General features: G+C 56.7%; 20 protein-coding genes. 8 read left to right on the forward strand and 12 right to left on the reverse strand.

What is annotated here, in order from left to right; translation table 11 throughout:
• Positions 1-26 precede the first annotated feature (26 nt).
• The 11 genes from ACR0KN_RS20880 to coxB form a co-directional block, all read right to left on the reverse strand.
• On the reverse strand, positions 27-1,442 hold the full coding sequence (locus tag ACR0KN_RS20880) for an FAD-binding oxidoreductase (protein ID WP_480656283.1): 1,416 nt from the start codon (positions 1,440-1,442) through the stop codon (positions 27-29).
• Between the two features lie 38 nt (positions 1,443-1,480).
• Positions 1,481-2,299 carry an MBL fold metallo-hydrolase gene (locus ACR0KN_RS20885; protein ID WP_480656285.1) on the reverse strand — a complete coding sequence of 273 codons (819 nt, stop codon included), beginning with the start codon at positions 2,297-2,299 and terminating at the stop codon, positions 1,481-1,483.
• A gap of 100 nt (positions 2,300-2,399) precedes the next feature.
• On the reverse strand, positions 2,400-2,984 hold the full coding sequence (locus ACR0KN_RS20890) for a GNAT family N-acetyltransferase (RefSeq protein WP_480656287.1): 585 nt from the start codon (positions 2,982-2,984) through the stop codon (positions 2,400-2,402).
• On the reverse strand, positions 2,984-4,246 hold the full coding sequence (locus ACR0KN_RS20895) for a M16 family metallopeptidase (protein WP_480656289.1): 1,263 nt from the start codon (positions 4,244-4,246) through the stop codon (positions 2,984-2,986). The genes ACR0KN_RS20890 and ACR0KN_RS20895 overlap by 1 nt, the downstream gene beginning before the upstream one ends.
• Complete coding sequence (thrC, locus tag ACR0KN_RS20900) at positions 4,243-5,631, reverse strand: threonine synthase (protein ID WP_480656291.1); 1,389 nt, start codon at positions 5,629-5,631, stop codon at positions 4,243-4,245. The genes ACR0KN_RS20895 and thrC overlap by 4 nt, the downstream gene beginning before the upstream one ends.
• A complete protein-coding gene (locus ACR0KN_RS20905; protein WP_480656293.1) occupies positions 5,628-6,305 on the reverse strand; it encodes an SURF1 family protein in 678 nt (225 codons plus the stop codon). Before ACR0KN_RS20905 ends, thrC begins: the two co-directional genes overlap by 4 nt.
• Before the next feature lie 156 nt (positions 6,306-6,461).
• A complete protein-coding gene (locus ACR0KN_RS20910) occupies positions 6,462-7,277 on the reverse strand; it encodes a cytochrome c oxidase subunit 3 (protein WP_170541585.1) in 816 nt (271 codons plus the stop codon).
• Positions 7,278-7,299: 22 nt separating this feature from the next.
• On the reverse strand, positions 7,300-7,875 hold the full coding sequence (locus ACR0KN_RS20915; RefSeq protein ID WP_170541589.1) for a cytochrome c oxidase assembly protein: 576 nt from the start codon (positions 7,873-7,875) through the stop codon (positions 7,300-7,302).
• On the reverse strand, positions 7,875-8,036 hold the full coding sequence (locus ACR0KN_RS20920; RefSeq protein WP_010441671.1) for a hypothetical protein: 162 nt from the start codon (positions 8,034-8,036) through the stop codon (positions 7,875-7,877). Before ACR0KN_RS20920 ends, ACR0KN_RS20915 begins: the two co-directional genes overlap by 1 nt.
• A complete protein-coding gene (gene cyoE, locus ACR0KN_RS20925) occupies positions 8,033-8,989 on the reverse strand; it encodes a heme o synthase (protein WP_480656296.1) in 957 nt (318 codons plus the stop codon). Before cyoE ends, ACR0KN_RS20920 begins: the two co-directional genes overlap by 4 nt.
• A 74-nt stretch (positions 8,990-9,063) precedes the next feature.
• Positions 9,064-9,975 carry a cytochrome c oxidase subunit II gene (gene coxB, locus ACR0KN_RS20930; protein ID WP_480656298.1) on the reverse strand — a complete coding sequence of 304 codons (912 nt, stop codon included), beginning with the start codon at positions 9,973-9,975 and terminating at the stop codon, positions 9,064-9,066.
• 176 nt (positions 9,976-10,151) lie between these two features.
• Between coxB and tldD the strand changes: the two genes are divergently transcribed.
• From tldD to ACR0KN_RS20955, 5 genes are all read left to right on the forward strand, one after another.
• Positions 10,152-11,573: a metalloprotease TldD gene (gene tldD, locus ACR0KN_RS20935; RefSeq protein ID WP_480656300.1), complete on the forward strand. Its 1,422-nt coding sequence runs from the start codon at positions 10,152-10,154 to the stop codon at positions 11,571-11,573.
• A 239-nt stretch (positions 11,574-11,812) separates the two neighbouring features.
• Complete coding sequence (gene dprA, locus ACR0KN_RS20940; protein WP_480656302.1) at positions 11,813-12,949, forward strand: DNA-processing protein DprA; 1,137 nt, start codon at positions 11,813-11,815, stop codon at positions 12,947-12,949.
• A gap of 180 nt (positions 12,950-13,129) precedes the next feature.
• Positions 13,130-15,751 carry a type I DNA topoisomerase gene (gene topA / locus ACR0KN_RS20945; protein WP_480656304.1) on the forward strand — a complete coding sequence of 874 codons (2,622 nt, stop codon included), beginning with the start codon at positions 13,130-13,132 and terminating at the stop codon, positions 15,749-15,751.
• Positions 15,752-15,843: 92 nt separating this feature from the next.
• Positions 15,844-16,548, forward strand: a complete 705-nt coding sequence (locus ACR0KN_RS20950; RefSeq protein WP_010441665.1) for a CoA transferase subunit A — start codon at positions 15,844-15,846, stop codon at positions 16,546-16,548.
• Positions 16,548-17,174 carry a 3-oxoacid CoA-transferase subunit B gene (locus ACR0KN_RS20955; protein ID WP_010441664.1) on the forward strand — a complete coding sequence of 209 codons (627 nt, stop codon included), beginning with the start codon at positions 16,548-16,550 and terminating at the stop codon, positions 17,172-17,174. Before ACR0KN_RS20950 ends, ACR0KN_RS20955 begins: the two co-directional genes overlap by 1 nt.
• Before the next feature lie 48 nt (positions 17,175-17,222).
• Here the strand turns inward: ACR0KN_RS20955 and ACR0KN_RS20960 are convergent, their stop codons facing one another.
• A complete protein-coding gene (locus ACR0KN_RS20960) occupies positions 17,223-18,089 on the reverse strand; it encodes a lytic transglycosylase domain-containing protein (RefSeq protein WP_319545162.1) in 867 nt (288 codons plus the stop codon).
• A 353-nt stretch (positions 18,090-18,442) separates the two neighbouring features.
• Here ACR0KN_RS20960 and ACR0KN_RS20965 point away from each other — a divergent pair, with 353 nt between their 5' ends.
• From ACR0KN_RS20965 to cpaB, 3 genes are all read left to right on the forward strand, one after another.
• A complete protein-coding gene (locus ACR0KN_RS20965; RefSeq protein WP_010441661.1) occupies positions 18,443-18,637 on the forward strand; it encodes a hypothetical protein in 195 nt (64 codons plus the stop codon).
• Positions 18,638-18,729: 92 nt separating this feature from the next.
• On the forward strand, positions 18,730-18,924 hold the full coding sequence (locus tag ACR0KN_RS20970) for a hypothetical protein (protein ID WP_170541609.1): 195 nt from the start codon (positions 18,730-18,732) through the stop codon (positions 18,922-18,924).
• A gap of 156 nt (positions 18,925-19,080) precedes the next feature.
• Positions 19,081-19,962, forward strand: coding sequence for a Flp pilus assembly protein CpaB (gene cpaB / locus ACR0KN_RS20975; RefSeq protein ID WP_480656308.1), 882 nt, complete (start codon positions 19,081-19,083; stop codon positions 19,960-19,962).
• The last annotated feature ends 153 nt before the right edge of the window (positions 19,963-20,115 follow it).

Genomic DNA, 20,115 nt, shown 5'->3' on the forward strand with positions numbered 1-20,115 from the left:
CGGCCCGGTATTCGACCGGGTCGCGCTTAGTTTTTCAGAACCGCACCGGGGTTCATGATCCCCTTCGGATCAAGCGCCATCTTGATGGCACGCATGGCCTGCAATCTTACTGGATCGCCATAGTCTTCAAGATCGTCAGTCTTGAGCCTACCAACACCATGTTCCGCACTTACCGATCCTTCAAATTCATGTACCAGATCATGCACGGCACGTTTAACGGCACTGCGTTGTGCATCAAACTCGGCCTTGTCGTGACCGGCAGGCGGAAACACGTTGTAGTGCAGGTTCCCATCACCCAAATGGCCAAAGCAATTCACCCGGAACGGCCCCTGTTTGGCAACCACACGCGCGCCGCGCTGGATAAATTCGGGGATTCGTGAGATCGGAACCGAGATATCATGACTTGAGACAGACCCGATCAAGCGGTTGGCCTCGGGAATCTGCTCGCGCACCGCCCATAATTCGGCTCTTTGAGCCTCACTCTGAGCAATGACGGCATCCCCCACCAGACCGCGTTCATCGGCCGCAACATAGATTGCCTCGAGCATGTCCGAAGGATCTTGCCCAGCGGACAGGCCCAACTCGATCAGGACGCTCCATTCCGGTGGCTTTGCAAAGGGTTGCCGAATGTTTGGCAGAACCTCGGTCAGAAACTGCAGCCCTTGCCTGTGGATTAGCTCAAACGTGCTGATCGCCTCGCCCACCTGATCCCGCGCCAATGATAACAGATCAATTGCTGCCTCAGGCGAGGCAACCTCTAACATCGCCGTTCCGCCCCCTTTGGGTTGCGGGAACAGCTTCAGTGCCGCCGCCGTGATGATCCCCAGCGTCCCTTCGGACCCGATCATCAGGTTGCGCAGGTCATAACCGGTGTTGTCTTTGCGCAAACGACTAAGCCCATGCCAGATATCACCGCTTGGCAATACCACCTCAAGCCCCAAACATAGATCGCGTGCATTACCATAGCGCAGCACATTCACGCCACCGGCATTGGTGGCCAGATTGCCCCCGATCCGGCAAGATCCCTGTGCCGCCAGCGACAGAGGAAACAACCGTTCGGCATCCTCGGCTGCTGCCTGTACATCCGCCAGAATGGCACCCGCTTCAGCAACGAGAATGTTTTCAGTCGGGTAGATCGCACGGATTGCTGACATCCGCTCTAGCGAGATGATCAACGGCGTAGGGCCATCCGGCGCAACCTGCCCACCCACCAGACCGGTGCCGCCGCCATATGGAACAACGGGCACGCACGCTTCAGCAGCCAACCGGACCAGGGCCGATACCTCTTCTACGGTCTTAGGCAAGGCCAGCAACCCGCCCTGCCCCACAAACCGCTGACGTGGCTCTTCAAGATAGCGTTCGGAAACGGGCCTCAGTACATCATCGCCCAGCTGGGCGCGTACTGCTTCGGCAAAGCGGTCATCGGCGGGGTACAGAGTCATACCCACTCCCTGCCAAAGGCCAACGGCAGCGGCAAGCCCTATTCCTGCTCAATCAGATACTGGGGTTCCAACACGACGACCGTCGGTCGGTCTGGCAAAGTCCGCAATGAGACGATGAGTTCCGAAACTCCATCTCGCTCAACCGGAAAATCCTCGCGTATATCCACTAGAAATCGTTCAAGCGAGAAGTCTGAAAACCAGTGCATTGGAATAATGATCGAACTTTTCAGCCGCTTCAGAACTTGGATCATTTCGGGCAGAGGCATGGTCGTCCCACCATCCACTGCGGCCATGACCACATCAAGCCGACCCAATGCCGCGAATTGTTCGTCCGAGGGTATATGATGAAGATGTCCCAGATGACCGATGCACAACCCCTCTACTTCGAACACAAAGATCGAGTTCCCGCGCTCTTCCACCCCACTGTAGGCCGATCGAATATCGGTCGACACATTACGCACAAGCAGCTCTCCCAGATCGAGATGATGTTCAATGCCCTGCCCGAACTCACCCCAGCCAGGCAGGACGTACGGGATGGCCGGATCGGGATGGGCGGTCCAGTGGGTGCTGTGCGCATGGTTCATCGTGACTACGTCTGGAATCAGCGCTACGCCGCCGATAAAGCCGGTGAAATCGGTCACCGCGTTCAATCCACCCTGTGTCTGGATCAAAAACGATGCATGCGCGACATAGCTGATCCGAACCGAAAACTCTGGCACGGGATCCTGCCAGGCCGCTTTGTGAAGATATTCAATCCCCGGCGATGCATCTGCAATAGCGATACAGTGACTAGGCCGCCGCTCCTGCGCCACAGCCCCGCCCGAGATCATCATCAATACCGCAACAACCCGCCACATGCGTCGAGTGTAGCGCAGAACGCCCGCAAGTCATGCCCCTTGTTCATCTGGCCAAAATACTCCGGGGGAGGCGTGGCCTGCCACGACGGGGCAGCGCCCCCTAACCTACGTTGGTCTTCCCGCGCCGATCAGACCGCAAAGACGCATACAGAACATGCGTCCGCCAACGCCCGTTGATCTGCAAATAGGACTGCGCCACGCCTTCGTACTTGAAGCCCGAGCTTTCCAGCAATCCGCGCGAGGCCTTGTTTTCCGGCAAACAGGCGGCCTCGATCCGACTCAGATCAAGGCGGGTAAAGGCGTGATGAACCACCGCTCCAATCGCTTCGCGCATGAAGCCCTGACGGGCAAAGGATTGCCCCGTCCAGTATCCCAGTGTTCCGGCCTGCGCTGGACCACGGCGGATATTATCCAGCGTGATGGCCCCCAGCAGGACATTATCCGTACGGCGAAACAGAAATAGCGGAATCGCCGTACCGCCGGCAACCGAGCGCTGAGCCCAGTAAACCCGGTTGGTAAAAGATTTGCGACTCAGGTGATCCTTCGCCCAAACTGGTTCCCACGGGGTCAGGTATTCTTTTGACGCGCGCCGCAGCGCCGCCCAATCATTGAAATCGGAATGGACAGGCGGGCGCAGGCTCAGCCGCTCGGTTTCGAGTTTAAGCTTGCGTCTGCCCAGTAGCATCACGCCGCACGCCTCTCCTGCAGCTCAGCCAGCGATGGCGCACCCGAAACCGGCCCGTACAGCGCCAGCGCCGCCGGGGCCTGCATGGCCATCTTTTCAGCAAAGGCGCGCACATTCTCGGTACTGACCGCGTCGATCTTGGCGACCGTATCCTCAAGCGACGGCACCCGCCCCCAAATCTGCACCAGACGCGCCAGACGTTCGGCCCGGTTCGAGGGGCTTTCCAGCCCCATCAGCATTCCGGCCTTCATCTGTGCGCGGGCACGGGCCACTTCTTCGTCATTCATGTCGTCGGCGGCGCGCTTCATCTCGTCGATGGTGATCGTGGCCAGTTCTGCAACTTGATCGGCGGAGGTGCCCGCATAGATCGTGGTCGTACCGGTGTCGGCATAGGCGCCCGTCTGTGCAAATATCGTGTAGCAGAGACCACGCGTTTCGCGCACTTCCTGAAACAGGCGCGAAGACATGCCGCCGCCTAAAGCCGTCGAATAAATCTGTGCGGTATAGATCGCATCATCGCGATAGCCTGGGCTCTCCAGAGCCAGCGCGAAATGGGCCTGTTCCAGATCTTTTTCCTGCCGTGCCTCACCACCGGTAAAGCGGGCAATTTCAGGGGTCAGACCTTTGCGCGGCTGCAGATGGCCGAACATTTCTTCCGCCATCTTCATCAGGGCGTCATGATCCACAGCGCCCGCAGCGGACAGGATCATTTGTTCCGGCCCGTAATGCTCGGATACAAATCCTGAAAGGTCCTCACGCGAGAATGCGCTGACCCGCTCGGTCGGCCCCAGAATGGTCCGGCCCAGAGGCTGGTCGTGATAGCTCTGCTCTTGCAGCCAATCAAAGATCACATCGTCGGGCGTGTCATAGGCCTGACCAATCTCTTGCAGGATCACGCCGCGCTCGACCTCGATCTCGCGCGGATCAAAGATCGGGTTCAGAACGATGTCGCCGATTACGTCCATCGCCAGCGCCACATCGTCCTTCAAAACGCGCGCGTAATAGGCCGTAACTTCTCGCGATGTGTAGGCGTTTATATATCCGCCCACATCCTCGATCGCCTCGGCGATTTGAAGGGCTGAGCGCCGCTCGGTCCCCTTGAACGCCATATGCTCAAGGAAGTGCGCGATGCCGTTCTGCTCGATCCGCTCATGCCGCCCGCCGGCGGTCACCCAGATGCCGATGGCCGCTGATTGCAACCCCGGCATATGTTCACTGACGATACGAAAGCCGTTCTTCAGTTGGTCTTGTCTGACAGTCACTCAGCGATATGCCTTCTGATATGATCCTCAAGGGCACCCAGATCGTTGGCAATCCGTGTCACCCGTTCCGGACGTTCATACAGATCAGACATGCGGGATGGAAGAGGCGGATGTTCGCCGCTTGCCTTCTCAACCGCTGCCGGGAATTTCGCGGGGTGTGCGGTGGCCAGAGTGATCATCGGAACGTCGGCAGAGCGATGTTCTTCAGCGACCTTGATACCAACGGCAGTGTGCGGACAAACCAGTTCGGCGCTGTGGTTCAGAGTGTGTTTGATTGTGGCCAGTGTCTCATCCTCAGATACACGACCCGAGTCGAAGCTTTCCCGTAGCGCTTCCATCGCGCCTTGGCTGACGTTGAAGCCACCGTTCTTCAGTTCGTCCATCAATTGCGCAACGGCACCACCATCCTCACCATAGGCAAAGTACAGTGCGCGCTCAAAGTTGGAACTGACCTGAATATCCATCGACGGGCTGATCGAGGGGATCGTGTCGCCCTTGAAATACCCCTCGCCCGACAGACAGCGATGCAGAATGTCGTTCTGGTTGGTTGCCACGACCAGACGGTCGATGGGCAATCCCATACGCTTGGCCAGATAGCCTGCGAAGATGTCGCCAAAGTTGCCAGTCGGCACGGTAAAGCTGACCTTGCGATGCGGCGCGCCCACACTGACAGCTGCCGAGAAATAGTACACGATCTGTGCCAGAACACGCGCGAAGTTGATCGAGTTCACACCCGCGAGCTTAACGCTATCGCGGAAGTCGAAATCGTTGAACATATCCTTCAGTGCAGCCTGACAATCATCAAAATCGCCATCAACGGCCAGCGCGTGCACATTACTATCGGCGGGCGTGGTCATCTGACGGCGCTGCACTTCCGAAACACGGCCATGCGGGAACAGGATGAACACATCCACCGCGTCCAGCCCTCGAAACGCCTCGATGGCAGCTGAACCAGTATCGCCGCTTGTCGCACCGACGATAGTTACGCGATCACCGCGCCGTTTCAGCGCTACCTGAAACAGCTGGCCGATTAGCTGCATGGCGAAATCTTTGAAGGCCAGCGTGGGTCCGTGAAACAGCTCCAGCAGAAAATGGTTCTCGTTCAGCTGCTTCAACGGCGCGCGGGCGTCGTGTCCAAAACCATCGTAGGCCCGGGCGATGATAGCCTTGAACTCATCCTCGGCGAACGAGCCGCTGACATAGGGCCACATCACGCGGAATGCGATTTCTTCGTAGGGCAAACCCGCCAACGCAGCAATTTCGTCCTGCGACATCACAGGGATCTCGGCGGGAAGGTACAGGCCACCATCACGTGCCAGCCCGGTCAGCATCGCTTCTTCAAAGCTTAGTTCCGGCGCTTGGCCACGGGTCGAGATGTATCTCATTGCTCTTCTCTCTCAGAAGGGGCGCGGTTGCGCCACAGGAAGTATCCGGTCATTGCGGCCCAAACCAGAGCCAAACCAAACCATGTGATTGCATATTGAAGGTGGTCGTTCGGGATACCCGCCGTGTCCACCGGAAGAGGTGTTATGTCAGGGTCCGTTTTGGACCGGGCGATCAACAGCACAGGCTCTGTACCTAGTGCCGTAGCCAGAGTGGGCACGTCACGCGCAAACCAGATGTTGCCATCGATATCTGGCTCGGGCGTGTAGCTGTCGATTTCATCAGGCCAGTGCAGATTGCCTGAGACCTCCATCGGGCCGATCACACGGTCGGCTTTCTTGGCGGTCGTCGGTACAAAGCCCCGATCCACAAGAATAGTCCGATCCGCGGTGCTGAAGGGCTGAATGATCCGGTACCCAGCCCCAACCTGCTTGACCGAGACCAGAACGTGGATTTCCTCTGGCTTCATTTCTCCGAAGAGTGTGACAGGAAGATACTTGTCATCTGCTTCCGTGACGGTCTCGGGGAGATCAACCGCATCAGCCGCAATGCGCGCTTCGATCTCGGCCAAAATGCCCTGTTTCCAAGCCAGACGCTGCATTTGCCACACGCCGAGCGATATCAGCACGCCCAAACCCGCGAGGCCGAAAATCAGCAGAAACAGAATGCGGCGCATGGCGGGGCCAAACCTTGTTGCAGAAATCGGCGTCTTGTTACGGCGCGTGTTGGTCTAATTGCAACCACGCAATTGTATGGGGCGCAATCTTGCGCACCTTATAGAGAAAAAGCCGCCCCTTGGGGCGGCTTTTGCAATTGGATCACCTGACCGGCATCACATCAGCGGAGCTTGACCCCAGATGTAAACGGCGAAGAACAGGAACAGCCAGACGACGTCAACGAAGTGCCAGTACCAGGCTGCCGCTTCGAACCCGACGTGTTTCTCAGGCGTAAAATCGCCTTTCAGGGCGCGGATCAAGCAGACCGACAGGAAGATGGTTCCAATGATGACGTGGAAACCGTGGAAGCCGGTTGCCATGAAGAAGTTCGAGTAGAACTGGTCATCGCCAAACTTCCAGCCTTCGTGGGCCAGCAACTCATAGTACTCAAAGCCCTGCAATGCAGTAAACGCGATACCCAGAACGATGCCAATGGCCAGGCCATTGATCAGTGCCTTGCGGTCATTGTCATGCACCAGAGCATGGTGTGCCCAAGTGATCGCACAACCCGACAGCAGCAGCACCAGAGTGTTGATCAGCGGTAGGTGGAACGGGTCAACCGCGTGAATGTCGGGCTGGATGTACTCGGTGCCAGCATAGTCGTACATCGGGTACATGCGATGCTTGAAGAACGACCAGAACCAGGCAAAGAAGAACATCACTTCGGACATCACGAACAGGATGAAGCCATAGCGCAGACCAATACGCACAACCGGCGTATGGTCGCCCTGACGGCTTTCGACCACCACTTCGGACCACCATGCGAACATGGTGTAAAGAACACCGATCAGTCCCATCCAGAAGATCCACGGAGTAACTCCGTGCATCCACAGAACAGCCCCGAACAACATCACAAAGCCAGATACCGCGCCGATCAGTGGCCAGATCGACGGGTTCAGAATGTGATAATCATGGTCTTTTGCGTGTGCCATCAGCGTCCCTCACCTACAGGCGTTAGTTCTTGTTTGTTTCTGCCTGCACGTCCAGGGCTGCATAGCCCTCGGGCAGGTCAATTTCATAGAATGTATACGACAGAGTAATCGTATGCACATACTTGGCTTCCAAATCTTCGACCATCTCTGGATCGACGAAGAAAGTCACCGGCATCTCAACCCGCTCTCCGGGTTGCAGAACCTGCTCTTCAAAGCAGAAACAGGCAATCTTCTGGAAATATCCACCGGCAGAATACGGGGCGACATTGTATGACGCCTGTCCCGCAATCGGGCGATCAGTTGGGTTATAGGCTTCGTAGAAGGCCAGCCCGGTCTCACCAATGCGGACCTCCATCTCGCGCTCGACCGGCTTGAATTCCCAGGCCATGTCTTTGGCTTTTGATGCGTCAAAACGCACGGTGACGGTGCGGTCCAGAATCTCGTCTGGTGCCACTTCGGCCACGCCGGTGGTCCCACCAAAGCCGGTGACCCGGCAAAACCAGTCATAAAACGGCACAGCTGCCCAAGCGAGGCTGCCCATCAGGACAACCACGCCAACCGTTTGTGCAACGGTTTTCTGAGGACCGGTCAACGCCATCAGTTCTGCACCTCTTGTGGAGCCATGTTGAAATCAGTGCCCGAGACCTTCACGATCGTCAGTCCAAAGATGATCACGATGAACGCGGCCAGTGTTAGGCCCACGCCCAGATTGCGGCTGAACCGACGCTGATGCAGCTCGTGGCTTTTGCGCAGGCTCATGACCAGCCTCCCAGCCCATAGGGTTTCAGCAGCGCCTCAGCCAGAATCGCGCCAAAATGCAGGAAGAGATACAGCAACGACAGCTTGAAGAAGCTGCGCTCGACCTTGAAATTGTCGGATTCGGCATCGTCTTCGTTTCGGCGGGAAATCTGCCAGGCGCCCCGCAGGAACAGGCCGTTCAGAACCAGTGCGACCACCAGATAGATCGGGCCTCCGATATCCGAGAACGCGGTGCCCACCGCCAGCATCGCAAGCAGTGCGGTATAGACCAGAATGTGCCAGCGTGTGGCGCGGCGGCCGTGCGTAACGGTCAGCATCGGCACGCCTGCGTCGTCATAGTCCGAGCGCATAAACAGCGCCAATGCCCAGAAATGCGGCGGCGTCCACATAAAGGTCAGGGCAAACATCAACCACGGCTCAAGCGTCATCGAACCTGTGGCCGCGACCCATCCGATCACCGGCGGGAACGCCCCTGCGGCACCACCGATTACGATATTCTGCGGTGTCGAACGCTTTAGCCACATTGTGTAGACGACGACATAGAAGAAGATGGTAAAGGCCAAAAACGCGCCGGCGAACCAGTTGGTTGCCAGACCCAGCATGATGACGGACAGGCCAGACAGAGCCAGTCCCAATGCCAAAGCCTCGCCTTCCTCGACCTTGCCGGACGGGATCGGGCGGCCTTTGGTGCGCTTCATCACGCGGTCGATATCCGCGTCCCACCACATGTTCAGCGCGCCAGACGCACCACCGCCGATCGCGATGAACAGGATGGCGCAGAATCCAACAAACGGATGTACCGGAACCGGGGCCGCAAGCAATCCTACCAAAGCCGTAAACACCACCAGCGACATCACGCGTGGCTTCAGCAGGGCAAAATAATCGCCAAAGCTGGCCTCGTCCGCGCGGGTCTGCGCGGAAACGGTGCTGGCATTGAAGCTTGCGTCGCTCATCTTTGGTCCTTTTCGGGGCAAAAGCTGCGCGAATCCCGCGCAGCCCGCACATGTTTACCTAGGCCTCAGTCGGCTTAGTTGGAGGCCACCTGATAGGAAACAGGCTGACCTGCATACTCTTCCAGAGCGCCCTGTAGCCACTGCTCATATGCCTCTTCGCTGACCACCTTGACCGTGATCGGCATATAGGCATGGTCTTTGCCGCACAGTTCCGAGCACTGGCCGAAGTAGACGCCTTCCTTTTCAGCCTGGAACCACAGTTCGGCCAAACGACCTGGTACGCCGTCCTGCTTTACGCCGAATGACGGGATGGTCCACGAATGGATCACGTCAGACGCAGTAACCTGCATGACAATGATCTTACCAACTGGAACAACTACCGCCGTGTCCGTCGCGAGCAGCCACTCATCCTGGCTGTAGCCCGCATCGGCCAGCTTGGCGCGCATTGCGTCATCCAGCACAAATGGCGTTACATCTGCATCCGCAGGGCGCGCGCCCTCATCCAAAGTGGCCGGGTGGCCCAGCAAGTAGCTGTCGAATGCGAAATCGTGATCGACATATTCGTAAGTCCAGTACCACTGGTTACCCACGACCTTGATGGTGATGTCGCCCTCCGGGATCTCTTGTTGCTTGAACAGAACCGGCAGCGAGAATGCGCCAATGAAAACCAGAATTAGGATTGGCCCAAGGGTCCACGCAATCTCAACCGGGGTATAGTGGGAAAACCGCGCAGGCTCAGGATTCGCACGCCGATTGTATCGCACGATGCAGTAGAGCAGCAGACCGGCGACAAACAGGCAGATGACCGTGATGATCACCAGAATCATATTGTCGAGACTCTGAATTCCTTCGGCAAGACTGGTGGTCGCAGGCTGGAAACCAACGCCGCCTGCCACCGGCTTGCCAATAATCTCAAGCTCCTGAGCCATGGCGGGAAGGCTGGAGAGGGCTGTTGCAAGCCCGGAAAGCATCAAAGCATTCTTCATTTTCTGTCCTGATCGTTTGATCTTTGCGTCTCTGGCGAAAAGGTGTGAATCGGTCGCACCTCTCCCGTTGTCTTTGGCCGCGTTAAAAACCATATTCCGTCGGGTAGATAAAGCAAAATGCTTGCGTCAAACAGACGCTATTTTTGATCTGGATCAAACCCGAAAGGTCGCAACCTATGTCTCAGGCCCCATTTCGCCCCTTTGAAAGCGTTCTTCCGAAGGACGAGGCGCTTGCTGTGCTGCAGGCCGCAACCAATGGCGCGGAGGACGGAGAGCTGTTTGTCGAGCGGCGAAAGTCCGAGTCACTGGTGTTCGATGACGGTCGTCTGCGGTCGGCTTCCTACGATGCATCCGAGGGATTCGGCCTGCGTGCAGTGCAGGGTGAAGTTGCGGGATACGCACACTCGACGGATGTTTCGATTCCCTCACTTAAACGAGCCGCTGAAACCGCACGGCTGGCTGTCGGTGATGGTGGAGGGACGCTGGCCGGACCGCCACAGGCCACCAACACACGGCTTTATACTGATGAGGACCCGATCGAATCCGCCAGTTTTCCGGTCAAGATCGAGACTCTGCGCGAGATTGACGCCTTTGCCCGCGATCTGGACCCTCGGGTCGTGCAAGTCAGCGCCACGATTGCCGCCGCAGTGCAGGAGATCGAGATTCTGCGCCCCGACGGCGTGCAGGTGCGCGATGTGCGCCCGATGACCCGCCTGAACGTCTCGGTCATTGTAGAACAGAACGGACGGCGCGAAAGCGGCTCAGCCGGGGGCGGTGGGCGCGTGGGTCTGGATGGGCTGATTGATCCTGCCGATTGGCAAGATAAAGCGCGCGAAGCTCTGCGGATCGCACTGGTTAATCTGGATGCCATACCGGCCCCGGCGGGCGTGATGGAGGTCGCATTGGGCCCCGGTTGGCCCGGAATTCTGTTGCACGAGGCCATTGGACACGGTCTGGAAGGCGATTTCAACCGCAAGGGCAGCTCGGCCTTCGCCGGGCTGATGGGACAACAGATCGCCTCAAAAGGCGTGACCGTGGTTGATGACGGCACGATAGCGGACCGTCGCGGCTCGATTTCGGTGGATGACGAAGGTACCCCCAGTTCGCGCACGGTCCTGATCGAAGACGGTATACTGACCAGATATATGCAGGACCGCCAAAACGCACGTCTGATGGGGGTTTCACCCACGGGGAACGGGCGGCGACAGAGCTATGCCCACAAACCCATGCCTCGTATGACCAATACGATCATGTTGGGCGGTGATTCAGACCCAGCCTCGCTGGTATCAGACATCAAAGACGGCATCTGGGCCGTCGGTTTTGGCGGCGGTCAGGTTGATATCACCAATGGCAAGTTCGTCTTTTCCTGCACCGAGGCCTATCGCGTCGAAAATGGTAAGATCGGTGCTCCGGTCAAAGGCGCGACACTCATTGGTGACGGTCCCTCAGCGCTAAAGCGTATTCGAGGCCTGGGGAACGATATGGCGCTTGATCCGGGCATGGGCACCTGCGGCAAGGACGGGCAATGGGTGCCGGTGGGAGTGGGGCAACCAACCGTCCTGATGGACGGACTGACGGTTGGCGGCTCTGCTGCTTGAGTCGAAATTCAATGCGACGAATGAGGCGCAGGGTTAACGCTGCGCCTTATCGGTTGAAGAAGTTGCCGATCAACGGTAACTTGCGCAAAAAAAATTCATGCAAATTTTTGCTTTATTTTCATATGTATAGCGTGACATCTAATTTCAAAATCCGAATAATTCAGTTCTAATTATCCAAGATTTACAGGCTGTTAACCCGCTGCACCGTAAACCAGTTTTGCAATCAGGCGGAGCATCGGATGACCGAAGAGCAGCTTTCTTCCAATCACCCCCCACTCCCACCCACCACGGAAGAGGACCGGTTTTCGTGGCTCCGCCTGTTGCGTTCACGCAAAGTTGGACCGGCGACGTTTCGGCGCCTATTGCGCGAACATGGCTCGGCGCAGAATGCGCTGGCCGCGCTGCCGGAAATGGCGCGCGCAGCCGGAATTGAAGGGTACGAAATCTGCCCCCCCGGCGTGATCGAGGCGGAGCTCAGGGCCGCAAAAGCAGCCAAAGCGCGGCTTTTGTGCCTTGGGGCCGCTGACTATCCCGATGCACTGATCGACATTTCTGACGCACCTCCAATGCTTTGGGCGATTGGTGATCCGACGATTCTGAATCGACAGGCGATCGCTATGGTCGGGGCACGGAACTGTTCTTCACTGGGTGCCCGCATGGCACGGGCGTTGGCCTCTGAGTTGGGCAAGAAAGACTACGTCGTCGTCTCGGGACTGGCCCGCGGTATTGATACTTCGGCCCATATTGCCACTTTGGAGACAGGAACTGTGGCGGTGATGGCTGGTGGAGTCGATGTGATTTATCCAGCCGAGAATTCTGATCTGGCGCGCGACATCGCAAAAACCGGCCTGCGCCTGTCCGAGCAACCGATGGGCACTACGCCACAGGCCCGGCATTTCCCGCGCCGCAATCGCATTATTTCAGGTCTGGCACAGGCTGTTGTCGTGGTCGAAGCTGCAGCCAAATCAGGCAGCCTGATCACCGCACGAGACGCGCTAGACCAGGGACGAGAAGTTCTGGCCGTCCCTGGGCACCCGTTCGACGCAAGGGCGGCGGGGTGCAACCTGCTGATCCGGGACGGCGCGACATTGGTACGCTCCGCTGAAGATGTGATTGACGCATTGCCGACGCAGCAGCATCAGATACTGCCCCAACAAATCCCGCCTATCGGACTGGAGACCGCACAATCCGAAAATGCCCCACGCGCACTACACGACGTGATTCTCAGTTGCCTTGGTCCATCTCCAATTGCCGAGGACCAGTTGATTCGGGATGTCGACGCATCCGCTGGCGAAATAGGCCCAGTGCTGGTCGATCTGGAACTTGATGGTAAGATTCAGCGGCAACCGGGCGGGCTTTTGGCCCTTAGCGCCTAATATCCGAAAAGCAGAGATTTTGGGACCAGCGACTGATTACACGGTGCAAACTGCCAGAATCGGCTTGAAAATCAGTGGCTTTGGGCGCGGAAAACGAACGCATTGACAATTCGATCTTGCCCCACACATTTTGCACGGTCATACAAAGCGCAAAATCCGTCGAGTGAGGATTCCCTTTAAATGCCCGTAGTTGTTGTAGAATCTCCGGCCAAAGCAAAAACGATCAATAAGTATCTTGGCCCCGACTACACTGTTTTGGCCTCATATGGCCACGTCCGTGACCTGCCGCCGAAGGATGGTTCGGTCGATCCCGAGCATGAATTTTCAATGAAATGGGAGGTGGGCAACGACAGCCGCAAGCATGTCAAAGCGATCGCCGACGCTCTCAAAGAAGACAACGCTTTGATCCTCGCAACTGACCCTGACCGCGAGGGCGAAGCGATCAGTTGGCACTTGCAAGAAGCGCTCACCAAGCGGCGTTCGATCAAGAAGGACACGCCGGTCAGCCGCGTGACGTTCAACGCGATCACCAAGGACGCCGTGACCGAAGCGATGCAGAACCCGCGCGAGGTCGATATGCCGCTGGTTGAGGCCTATCTGGCCCGCCGTGCGCTGGACTATCTGGTGGGCTTCAACCTATCGCCCGTTTTATGGCGCAAACTGCCGGGCGCAAAGTCTGCTGGCCGCGTACAATCGGTCTGTCTGCGACTGATCGTCGAACGCGAGATGGAGATTGAGGCATTCAAGCCTGTTGAATATTGGTCCGTAAGGGCCTTGTTCGAAACACCACGCGGCCAGACCTATGAAGCCCGTCTTGTTACTCTGGCCGGCAAAAAGCTCGACAAACACGATCTGACTAACGCCACGCAGGCCGAGCTGGCTGTACAGGCGATTACCAGCCGGGCGCTGAGTGTCACCTCAGTCGAGGCCAAGCCTGCCGCACGTAACCCAAGTGCCCCGTTCATGACCTCAACCCTGCAGCAGGAAGCCAGTCGTAAATTTGGAATGGGTGCGCGCCATGCAATGCAGGTGGCGCAACGGCTGTATGAGGCGGGCTACATTACCTATATGCGGACTGACGGTATCGACATGGCGCCCGAAGCTGTCGCCGCCACGCGTGATGCCATCTCGGATCGATATGGCCCCGAATATGTGCCGGACAGCCCGCGCATGTATAAAAACAAGGCCAAGAACGCACAGGAAGCGCACGAATGTATCCGCCCGACGGATATGTCGCGTGATGCCAAAGCGCTGAAAGTGACGGATGAAGATCAGCGTAAACTGTACGACCTGATCTGGAAGCGCACCATTGCCTGTCAGATGGCTGCGGCACGACTGGAGCGCACGACAGTCGAAATCGGCAGTGATGACGGCCAAGTCGGCTTGCGCGCCACCGGTCAGGTAATCTTGTTTGATGGTTTCATGCGTGTCTATGAAGAAGGCCGAGATGACGTTGTTGATGACGATGACAAGCGCTTGCCTCAGATCATGCAAGGCGATCCAGCGCGCTTTGCCAAGACATCATTGCGGGATCAGTTCATCAAGGCCACCAGCAACTCGGACAAAGCCGCGATTCTGTCCGACAACGAGGCCGTGCTCGCGCTGCAACACCACACTCAACCGCCGCCACGCTATACCGAGGCGACGCTTGTCAAGCGGATGGAAGAACTGGGGATCGGACGACCATCGACTTATGCTTCGATCGTCACCACGATTCAGGATCGGGAATATGTACGCAAAGACAAGAACCGCCTGATCCCCGAAGAAAAGGGGCGGATCGTCACGATCTTTCTGCTGAACTTCTTCCGCCAGTATGTGGGCTATGAGTTTACGGCCAACCTCGAGGAAGAGCTCGATGACGTCAGCGCTGGGGACCGTGACTACAAGGATCTGCTCGGTAAGTTCTGGCGAGATTTCTCGGCTGCAATTGGTGAGACTTCGGAACTGCGCATATCAGAAGTGCTGGACAAGCTGGATGAGGCGTTGGCGCCCCAGCTGTATCCCCCGCGAGAAGACGGATCCGATCCGCGTATTTGTCCGAAATGCGGTGTGGGCCAGTTGCACCTCAAAACGTCGCGTACCGGCGGATTCGTGGGCTGCGGCAATTACCCGGAATGTACCTATACCCGTCCGATCGCTGGCGAAGGTGCGGAAGGTGATGAACGTTTGCTAGGCGAGGATGCGGGCGATGAGATCTGGCTAAAATCCGGTCGGTTTGGGCCCTACGTCCAACGCGGGGAACCCACGCCCGAGAACAAGAAGCCGCCTCGCGCCTCCTTGCCCCGTGGCTGGAACAAAGATGACATGAATCTGGAAAAGGCGCTGACTTTGTTGTCTTTGCCGCGCCAGATCGGCGAACATCCCGAGGGTGGCATGATCAGCTCGAATTTTGGGCGGTTTGGCCCATATATCATGCACCAGCTGCCGGAGGAGGCCAAACCCGTCTACGTCAATGTCAAAGACCCAAATGACGTGTTTGAAATCGGCATGAACCGGGCGGTCGAAATGCTGGCCGAAAAACGGGCTAATCCGGGACGGCGCGGACAGGCCGCGAAACCGCTGAAAGAAGTGGGCGAACATCCGGATGGTGGCATGATGCAGATTCTGGACGGGCGTTACGGGCCTTACGTGAAATGGGAAAAGGTCAACGCGACCATCCCCAAAGATATCAAGCCCGAAGATGTAACGCAGGAAATGGCCATTGAACTGGTCAATGAGCGTGCGGCCAAGAAGGGTACTAAGAAGAAGGCGGCGCCCAAGAAGAAAGCAGCTGCCAAGAAAACCACCAAAAAGGCAGGTTAGGTAGAAATACCACCTGACCCTTGGATTCGTTGACTTCCCCGTGACGTGGCGGCACAACTCGGCCCAACACCATGTCATTGGGGGAGTTTTCCATGAAGAAAATCTATGCCAATGCCGAAGAGGCGCTCGATGGGGTGATCTCGGATGGCATGTTGATCGCGGCGGGCGGCTTCGGTCTGTGCGGTATCCCAGAGATGCTGCTTGAGGCGATCAAAGCGTCGGGCGCGAAGGACCTGACCTTTGCTTCGAACAACGCAGGCGTTGATGATTTCGGCATCGGCATTCTGCTGCAGACCAAGCAGGTCAAGAAAATGATCAGCTCATATGTCGGTGAGAACGCGGAGTTCATGCGCCAGTATCTGAGTGGAGAGCTGGAGCTGGAATTCAACCCACAAGGCACACTGGCCGAGCGAATGCGCGCCGGTGGTGCTGGCATCCCCGGGTTCTATACCAAGACGGGCGTAGGGACGGTGATCGCGGACGGAAAAGAGCACAAAGACTTCAACGGCGAGACCTATATCATGGAGGAAGGCATCTTCGCCGACCTCGCGATCGTTAAGGCGTGGAAAGCCGATGACACTGGGAACCTTGTGTTCCGCAAGACCGCCCGCAACTTCAACGTCCCCGCCGCAACCTGCGGCAAGATCTGTGTGGCTGAGGTTGAAGAAATCGTTCCGCGCGGCTCGCTAGACCCTGACAGCATCCACCTGCCCGGCATCTATGTGCACCGTATCATTCAAGGCAGCCACGAAAAGCGCATTGAACAGCGCACCACCCGCAAGAAGGAGGACGCATAATGCCCTGGGACCGTAATCAGATGGCCGCGCGCGCGGCTGAAGAGCTTGAAGACGGCATGTATGTAAACCTCGGGATCGGCATTCCGACGCTGGTGGCGAACTATGTAGGTGACAAGGACATCACCCTGCAGTCCGAGAACGGTATGCTGGGCATGGGCCCCTTCCCGTTTGAGGGTGAAGAGGATGCAGACCTGATAAACGCCGGCAAGCAGACGATCACCGAACTGTCTCGAACGTCTTACTTCGATAGCGCAACTTCGTTTGCCATGATCCGCGGCGGCAAAATCGCGGCTGCTATCCTGGGTGCAATGGAAGTCGACGAGAAAGGCGATCTGGCCAACTGGATGATTCCCGGCAAGCTGGTCAAAGGCATGGGCGGAGCGATGGATCTGGTGGCCGGTGTGGGCCGCGTTATCGTTGTGATGGACCACACCAACAAGCATGGTGATTCGAAAGTGCTGAAGGAATGTACTTTGCCACTAACCGGGCAGGGCGTTGTGGATCGGATCATCACCAATCTGGGCGTCCTCGATGTGGTCGAAGGTGGCCTGAAGATCGTTGAACTTGCCGATGGTGTCAGCGATGCGGATATGAGGGCGGCGACCCAAGCAACGATTGTCGACTGACATCGCTCCTCCAAAAAGCAAAAGGCCCGCAATGACGCGGGCCTGTTTTTAATTGGCAGCCTGAAAGACGCAGGGGTCCGATACGAATTGCGGTGCTGACGTGCAAAGCGCGCTTGCGACCTGAAACGCGGCAAGGACCTTGGGCACGTAATCTCTGGTTTCAGCATAAGGTGGCACACCGCTGTGTTTATGCACGGCCCCCTCGCCTGCATTATAACCCGCGAGAACGAGGATCGGGTCGTTATCGAATTCCTCCATCAGCCAGTGAAGGTATTTGACCCCACCTTCTATGTTCTGTTCCGGTTTGAGGCTGTCTTCGACACCGAAGCGTTCGGCTGTGGCTGGCATGAGTTGCATCAACCCCTGAGCGCCGGCGGAACTAACGGCTTGTGTTTTCCCGGCCGATTCCACCGAGATTACCGCCAGCACAAGCGCAGGCGAGACATTTGTGCCCACAGTCGAGCGCAGGATGTCCACGCCGCGCGCGTCTGCGATATCCTGAAGCGTTTGAAGGCGCGGGGCCGCTACGTCGGTCGCAGACAATGCCTGAACAGCTTCTGCGAGCCTTCCTGCGCTTGCCTGTTGCAGTTCGGGTGAGATTCGGCTCCAGAAAGCCTCATAGGTCCCTACCGGCTCGGTCGTTCCTGCGATCTTCGGAGGATTCGACGGCGGGACGGGTGCAGGGGTCGTAACCTCGGGCACATCCAGCTTTGCCCCAGTGCTGGGTGCCGAAGGCGACGCCGCGTGTTGTTCTGGGGTAATTTGAATGGTCACACGCGGACGCGTGCCAGGTTTGGGGGCTTTGATGCGCTTATAAACCCCGCGCGGCTCGATCTCAGTCGCGGATACCGAAATTGCACCCGTCAATAGGAATGCGACTGCACCAGCGCAAAAGATTGCGTCCCGGAAATACATTTGCCTGCCTCGATTTCTTATCTTTTGAAGCATTTTGAACCCTATAACGGCCTGCAACGCCAGAAAAACAAAGCGAAATGGGGCAATTTCGCCTCATTTGCCGCTATTTTGCATCGCCCAATCCTCTATGCACGAAAAAAGGTGAGGTAATTTCTATTAACAATCAATATGTTACAATAACTACGAATAAAATCTTAAGCATTTATCCAAAAAATATTGGTTTGGCCCAATTCCTGCCACGCGCAAAGGTCAAACATAGACCCATGCCGAGACGATCGGGAGCGGACTGAGAGAGAATGCTCTGGAAGACGCCGAGGTTAATTACTTATTTGATCCTTTAGGAGGGACGTAACATGATCAAGTTCATCAAGAACTTCCGCAAAGACGAAGACGGCGCCGTAACAGTAGACTGGGTTGTTCTAACCGCAGCCGTTGTTGCGCTGGCAGCCATCGCTTACAATCAGGTTAGTAGCGGTGCCAGCACACTGGCGGGCAACATCGACAGCGCGCTGTCCGGTATTACCGTTACTACGCCAAACACCAACTAATTAGCATCACACTCTGGTGTGTAATGTGGGGGCCATGTCTTATCAAAAGACGTGGCCCCTTTTGCAAAAGTTCCTTACCTCGGTAACGTACAATGTTTAGCACAATCAAAATTTTTATTAGCGAAGAAGACGGCGCTGTTACGGTAGATTGGGTTGTACTAACGGCCGCGATCGTAGGCATTGCCGGGATGATGTACGTGCTCCTGAACGAAGGCATCCAAAGTGTCGACGAGCAAACCGGGCAAGCCCTCTCGTCGATTCAGGTCCAGCAAATTAGTTTTGACTAAACCAATATACTGGCTTCCTTGACGGATCTTGATACTGCTCCGAAAAATGTGGGGATTGTCCCATTTTTGGACACAATTACCTCCTAGGGTAGCCGCTGAACCATCGCGACAAAGTTAGCCGCGAGACTTACTTGAACGAAACATGACGAGGGACAAATGCGAGCTGTTTTTGGACTTGTTCTTATCATCGGGATCGCCTTGGCCGGTGGTGCTGTCTATATGGCACGCGAATATATTACCGAGAATCAGGCTAAACTTGCGCAGGAGCGAAAACTGCGTGAAGAGGCTTTGGCAAATGCTAAAGCAGGCGTTGTGCCAACAGTCGGAGTCCTGGTCTCCAACCGGTCTCTTAAGTATGGCGAGCGGCTGAACCAGGACGATATCCGCGTTGTCCAGTGGCCCGAATCAGCAATTCCCGAGGGCGCTTTCGTTGATGCGGCAGTATTATTTCCTGATATCAAGAACAACGAACGATATGTGCTTCGGTCGATGGAAAAAGACGAAGCCATCATGGAGGTCAAAGTTACCAATCCGGGCGAAACAGCGGGCTTAAGGTCGCAATTGCCCAAGGGCATGCGTGCGTTCGCAATCAGCGTCGATGTTGCCTCCGGCGTTTCGGGCTTCTTGCGCCCTGGTGACACAGTGGACGTCTATTGGACGGGATCGCTGCGCGGTACAACTGATGCTGGACGCGGCGAGATCACCCGACTGGTTCTGACAAATATTGAACTGGTCGCAGTTGACCAGATTGCGGGTTCAGATGTCACAGGGACCACGATTGCCCGCACTGTGACCGTAGCGGCGACCTCACAACAAATTGCGGCTTTGGCACAGGCACAAAACACCGGCCGTATGTCTCTGGCGCTAGTGGGCGCGCAGGATGATGAAGTCGCCGAAGTGGTTGAAGTAGACCAGCAATCACTATTGGGAATTCAAGAACGAGCACCCGCACCGGTAGTGGTTGAAAAGAAGGTTTGTACAATCCGAACCCGTCGTGGCGGCGAAACTGTCGAGACACCAATTCCCTGTACAAACTAACGAAAATTCAAACCGTTAACGACCCACAGACCGCACATTTTGCGCGGTCTTTTTCATGGTGTTGTTGCGAGAAACCCACATAAGGAAAATTCCAGAAACCATTGATTATTGCAATAAATCCGGAATTGGCGCAGGGTTCAGATCATAGGGCAT

The sequence above is a fragment of the Ruegeria sp. AP7 genome, assembly GCF_056539905.1.

What these genes read in the sequence shown, in the direction of transcription:
- ACR0KN_RS20880 (WP_480656283.1), bottom strand. Translation starts at nt 1,442, where the DNA reads ATGACTCTGTACCCCGCCGATGACCGCTTTGCCGAAGCAGTACGCGCC.
- ACR0KN_RS20885 (WP_480656285.1), bottom strand. Translation starts at nt 2,299, where the DNA reads ATGTGGCGGGTTGTTGCGGTATTGATGATGATCTCGGGCGGGGCTGTG.
- ACR0KN_RS20890 (WP_480656287.1), bottom strand. Translation starts at nt 2,984, where the DNA reads ATGCTACTGGGCAGACGCAAGCTTAAACTCGAAACCGAGCGGCTGAGC.
- thrC (WP_480656291.1), bottom strand. Translation starts at nt 5,631, where the DNA reads ATGAGATACATCTCGACCCGTGGCCAAGCGCCGGAACTAAGCTTTGAA.
- ACR0KN_RS20905 (WP_480656293.1), bottom strand. Translation starts at nt 6,305, where the DNA reads ATGCGCCGCATTCTGTTTCTGCTGATTTTCGGCCTCGCGGGTTTGGGC.
- ACR0KN_RS20910 (WP_170541585.1), bottom strand. Translation starts at nt 7,277, where the DNA reads ATGGCACACGCAAAAGACCATGATTATCACATTCTGAACCCGTCGATC.
- ACR0KN_RS20915 (WP_170541589.1), bottom strand. Translation starts at nt 7,875, where the DNA reads ATGGCGTTGACCGGTCCTCAGAAAACCGTTGCACAAACGGTTGGCGTG.
- ACR0KN_RS20920 (WP_010441671.1), bottom strand. Translation starts at nt 8,036, where the DNA reads ATGAGCCTGCGCAAAAGCCACGAGCTGCATCAGCGTCGGTTCAGCCGC.
- cyoE (WP_480656296.1), bottom strand. Translation starts at nt 8,989, where the DNA reads ATGAGCGACGCAAGCTTCAATGCCAGCACCGTTTCCGCGCAGACCCGC.
- coxB (WP_480656298.1), bottom strand. Translation starts at nt 9,975, where the DNA reads ATGAAGAATGCTTTGATGCTTTCCGGGCTTGCAACAGCCCTCTCCAGC.
- tldD (WP_480656300.1), top strand. Translation starts at nt 10,152, where the DNA reads ATGTCTCAGGCCCCATTTCGCCCCTTTGAAAGCGTTCTTCCGAAGGAC.
- dprA (WP_480656302.1), top strand. Translation starts at nt 11,813, where the DNA reads ATGACCGAAGAGCAGCTTTCTTCCAATCACCCCCCACTCCCACCCACC.
- topA (WP_480656304.1), top strand. Translation starts at nt 13,130, where the DNA reads ATGCCCGTAGTTGTTGTAGAATCTCCGGCCAAAGCAAAAACGATCAAT.
- ACR0KN_RS20950 (WP_010441665.1), top strand. Translation starts at nt 15,844, where the DNA reads ATGAAGAAAATCTATGCCAATGCCGAAGAGGCGCTCGATGGGGTGATC.
- ACR0KN_RS20955 (WP_010441664.1), top strand. Translation starts at nt 16,548, where the DNA reads ATGCCCTGGGACCGTAATCAGATGGCCGCGCGCGCGGCTGAAGAGCTT.
- ACR0KN_RS20960 (WP_319545162.1), bottom strand. Translation starts at nt 18,089, where the DNA reads ATGTATTTCCGGGACGCAATCTTTTGCGCTGGTGCAGTCGCATTCCTA.
- ACR0KN_RS20965 (WP_010441661.1), top strand. Translation starts at nt 18,443, where the DNA reads ATGATCAAGTTCATCAAGAACTTCCGCAAAGACGAAGACGGCGCCGTA.
- ACR0KN_RS20970 (WP_170541609.1), top strand. Translation starts at nt 18,730, where the DNA reads ATGTTTAGCACAATCAAAATTTTTATTAGCGAAGAAGACGGCGCTGTT.
- cpaB (WP_480656308.1), top strand. Translation starts at nt 19,081, where the DNA reads ATGCGAGCTGTTTTTGGACTTGTTCTTATCATCGGGATCGCCTTGGCC.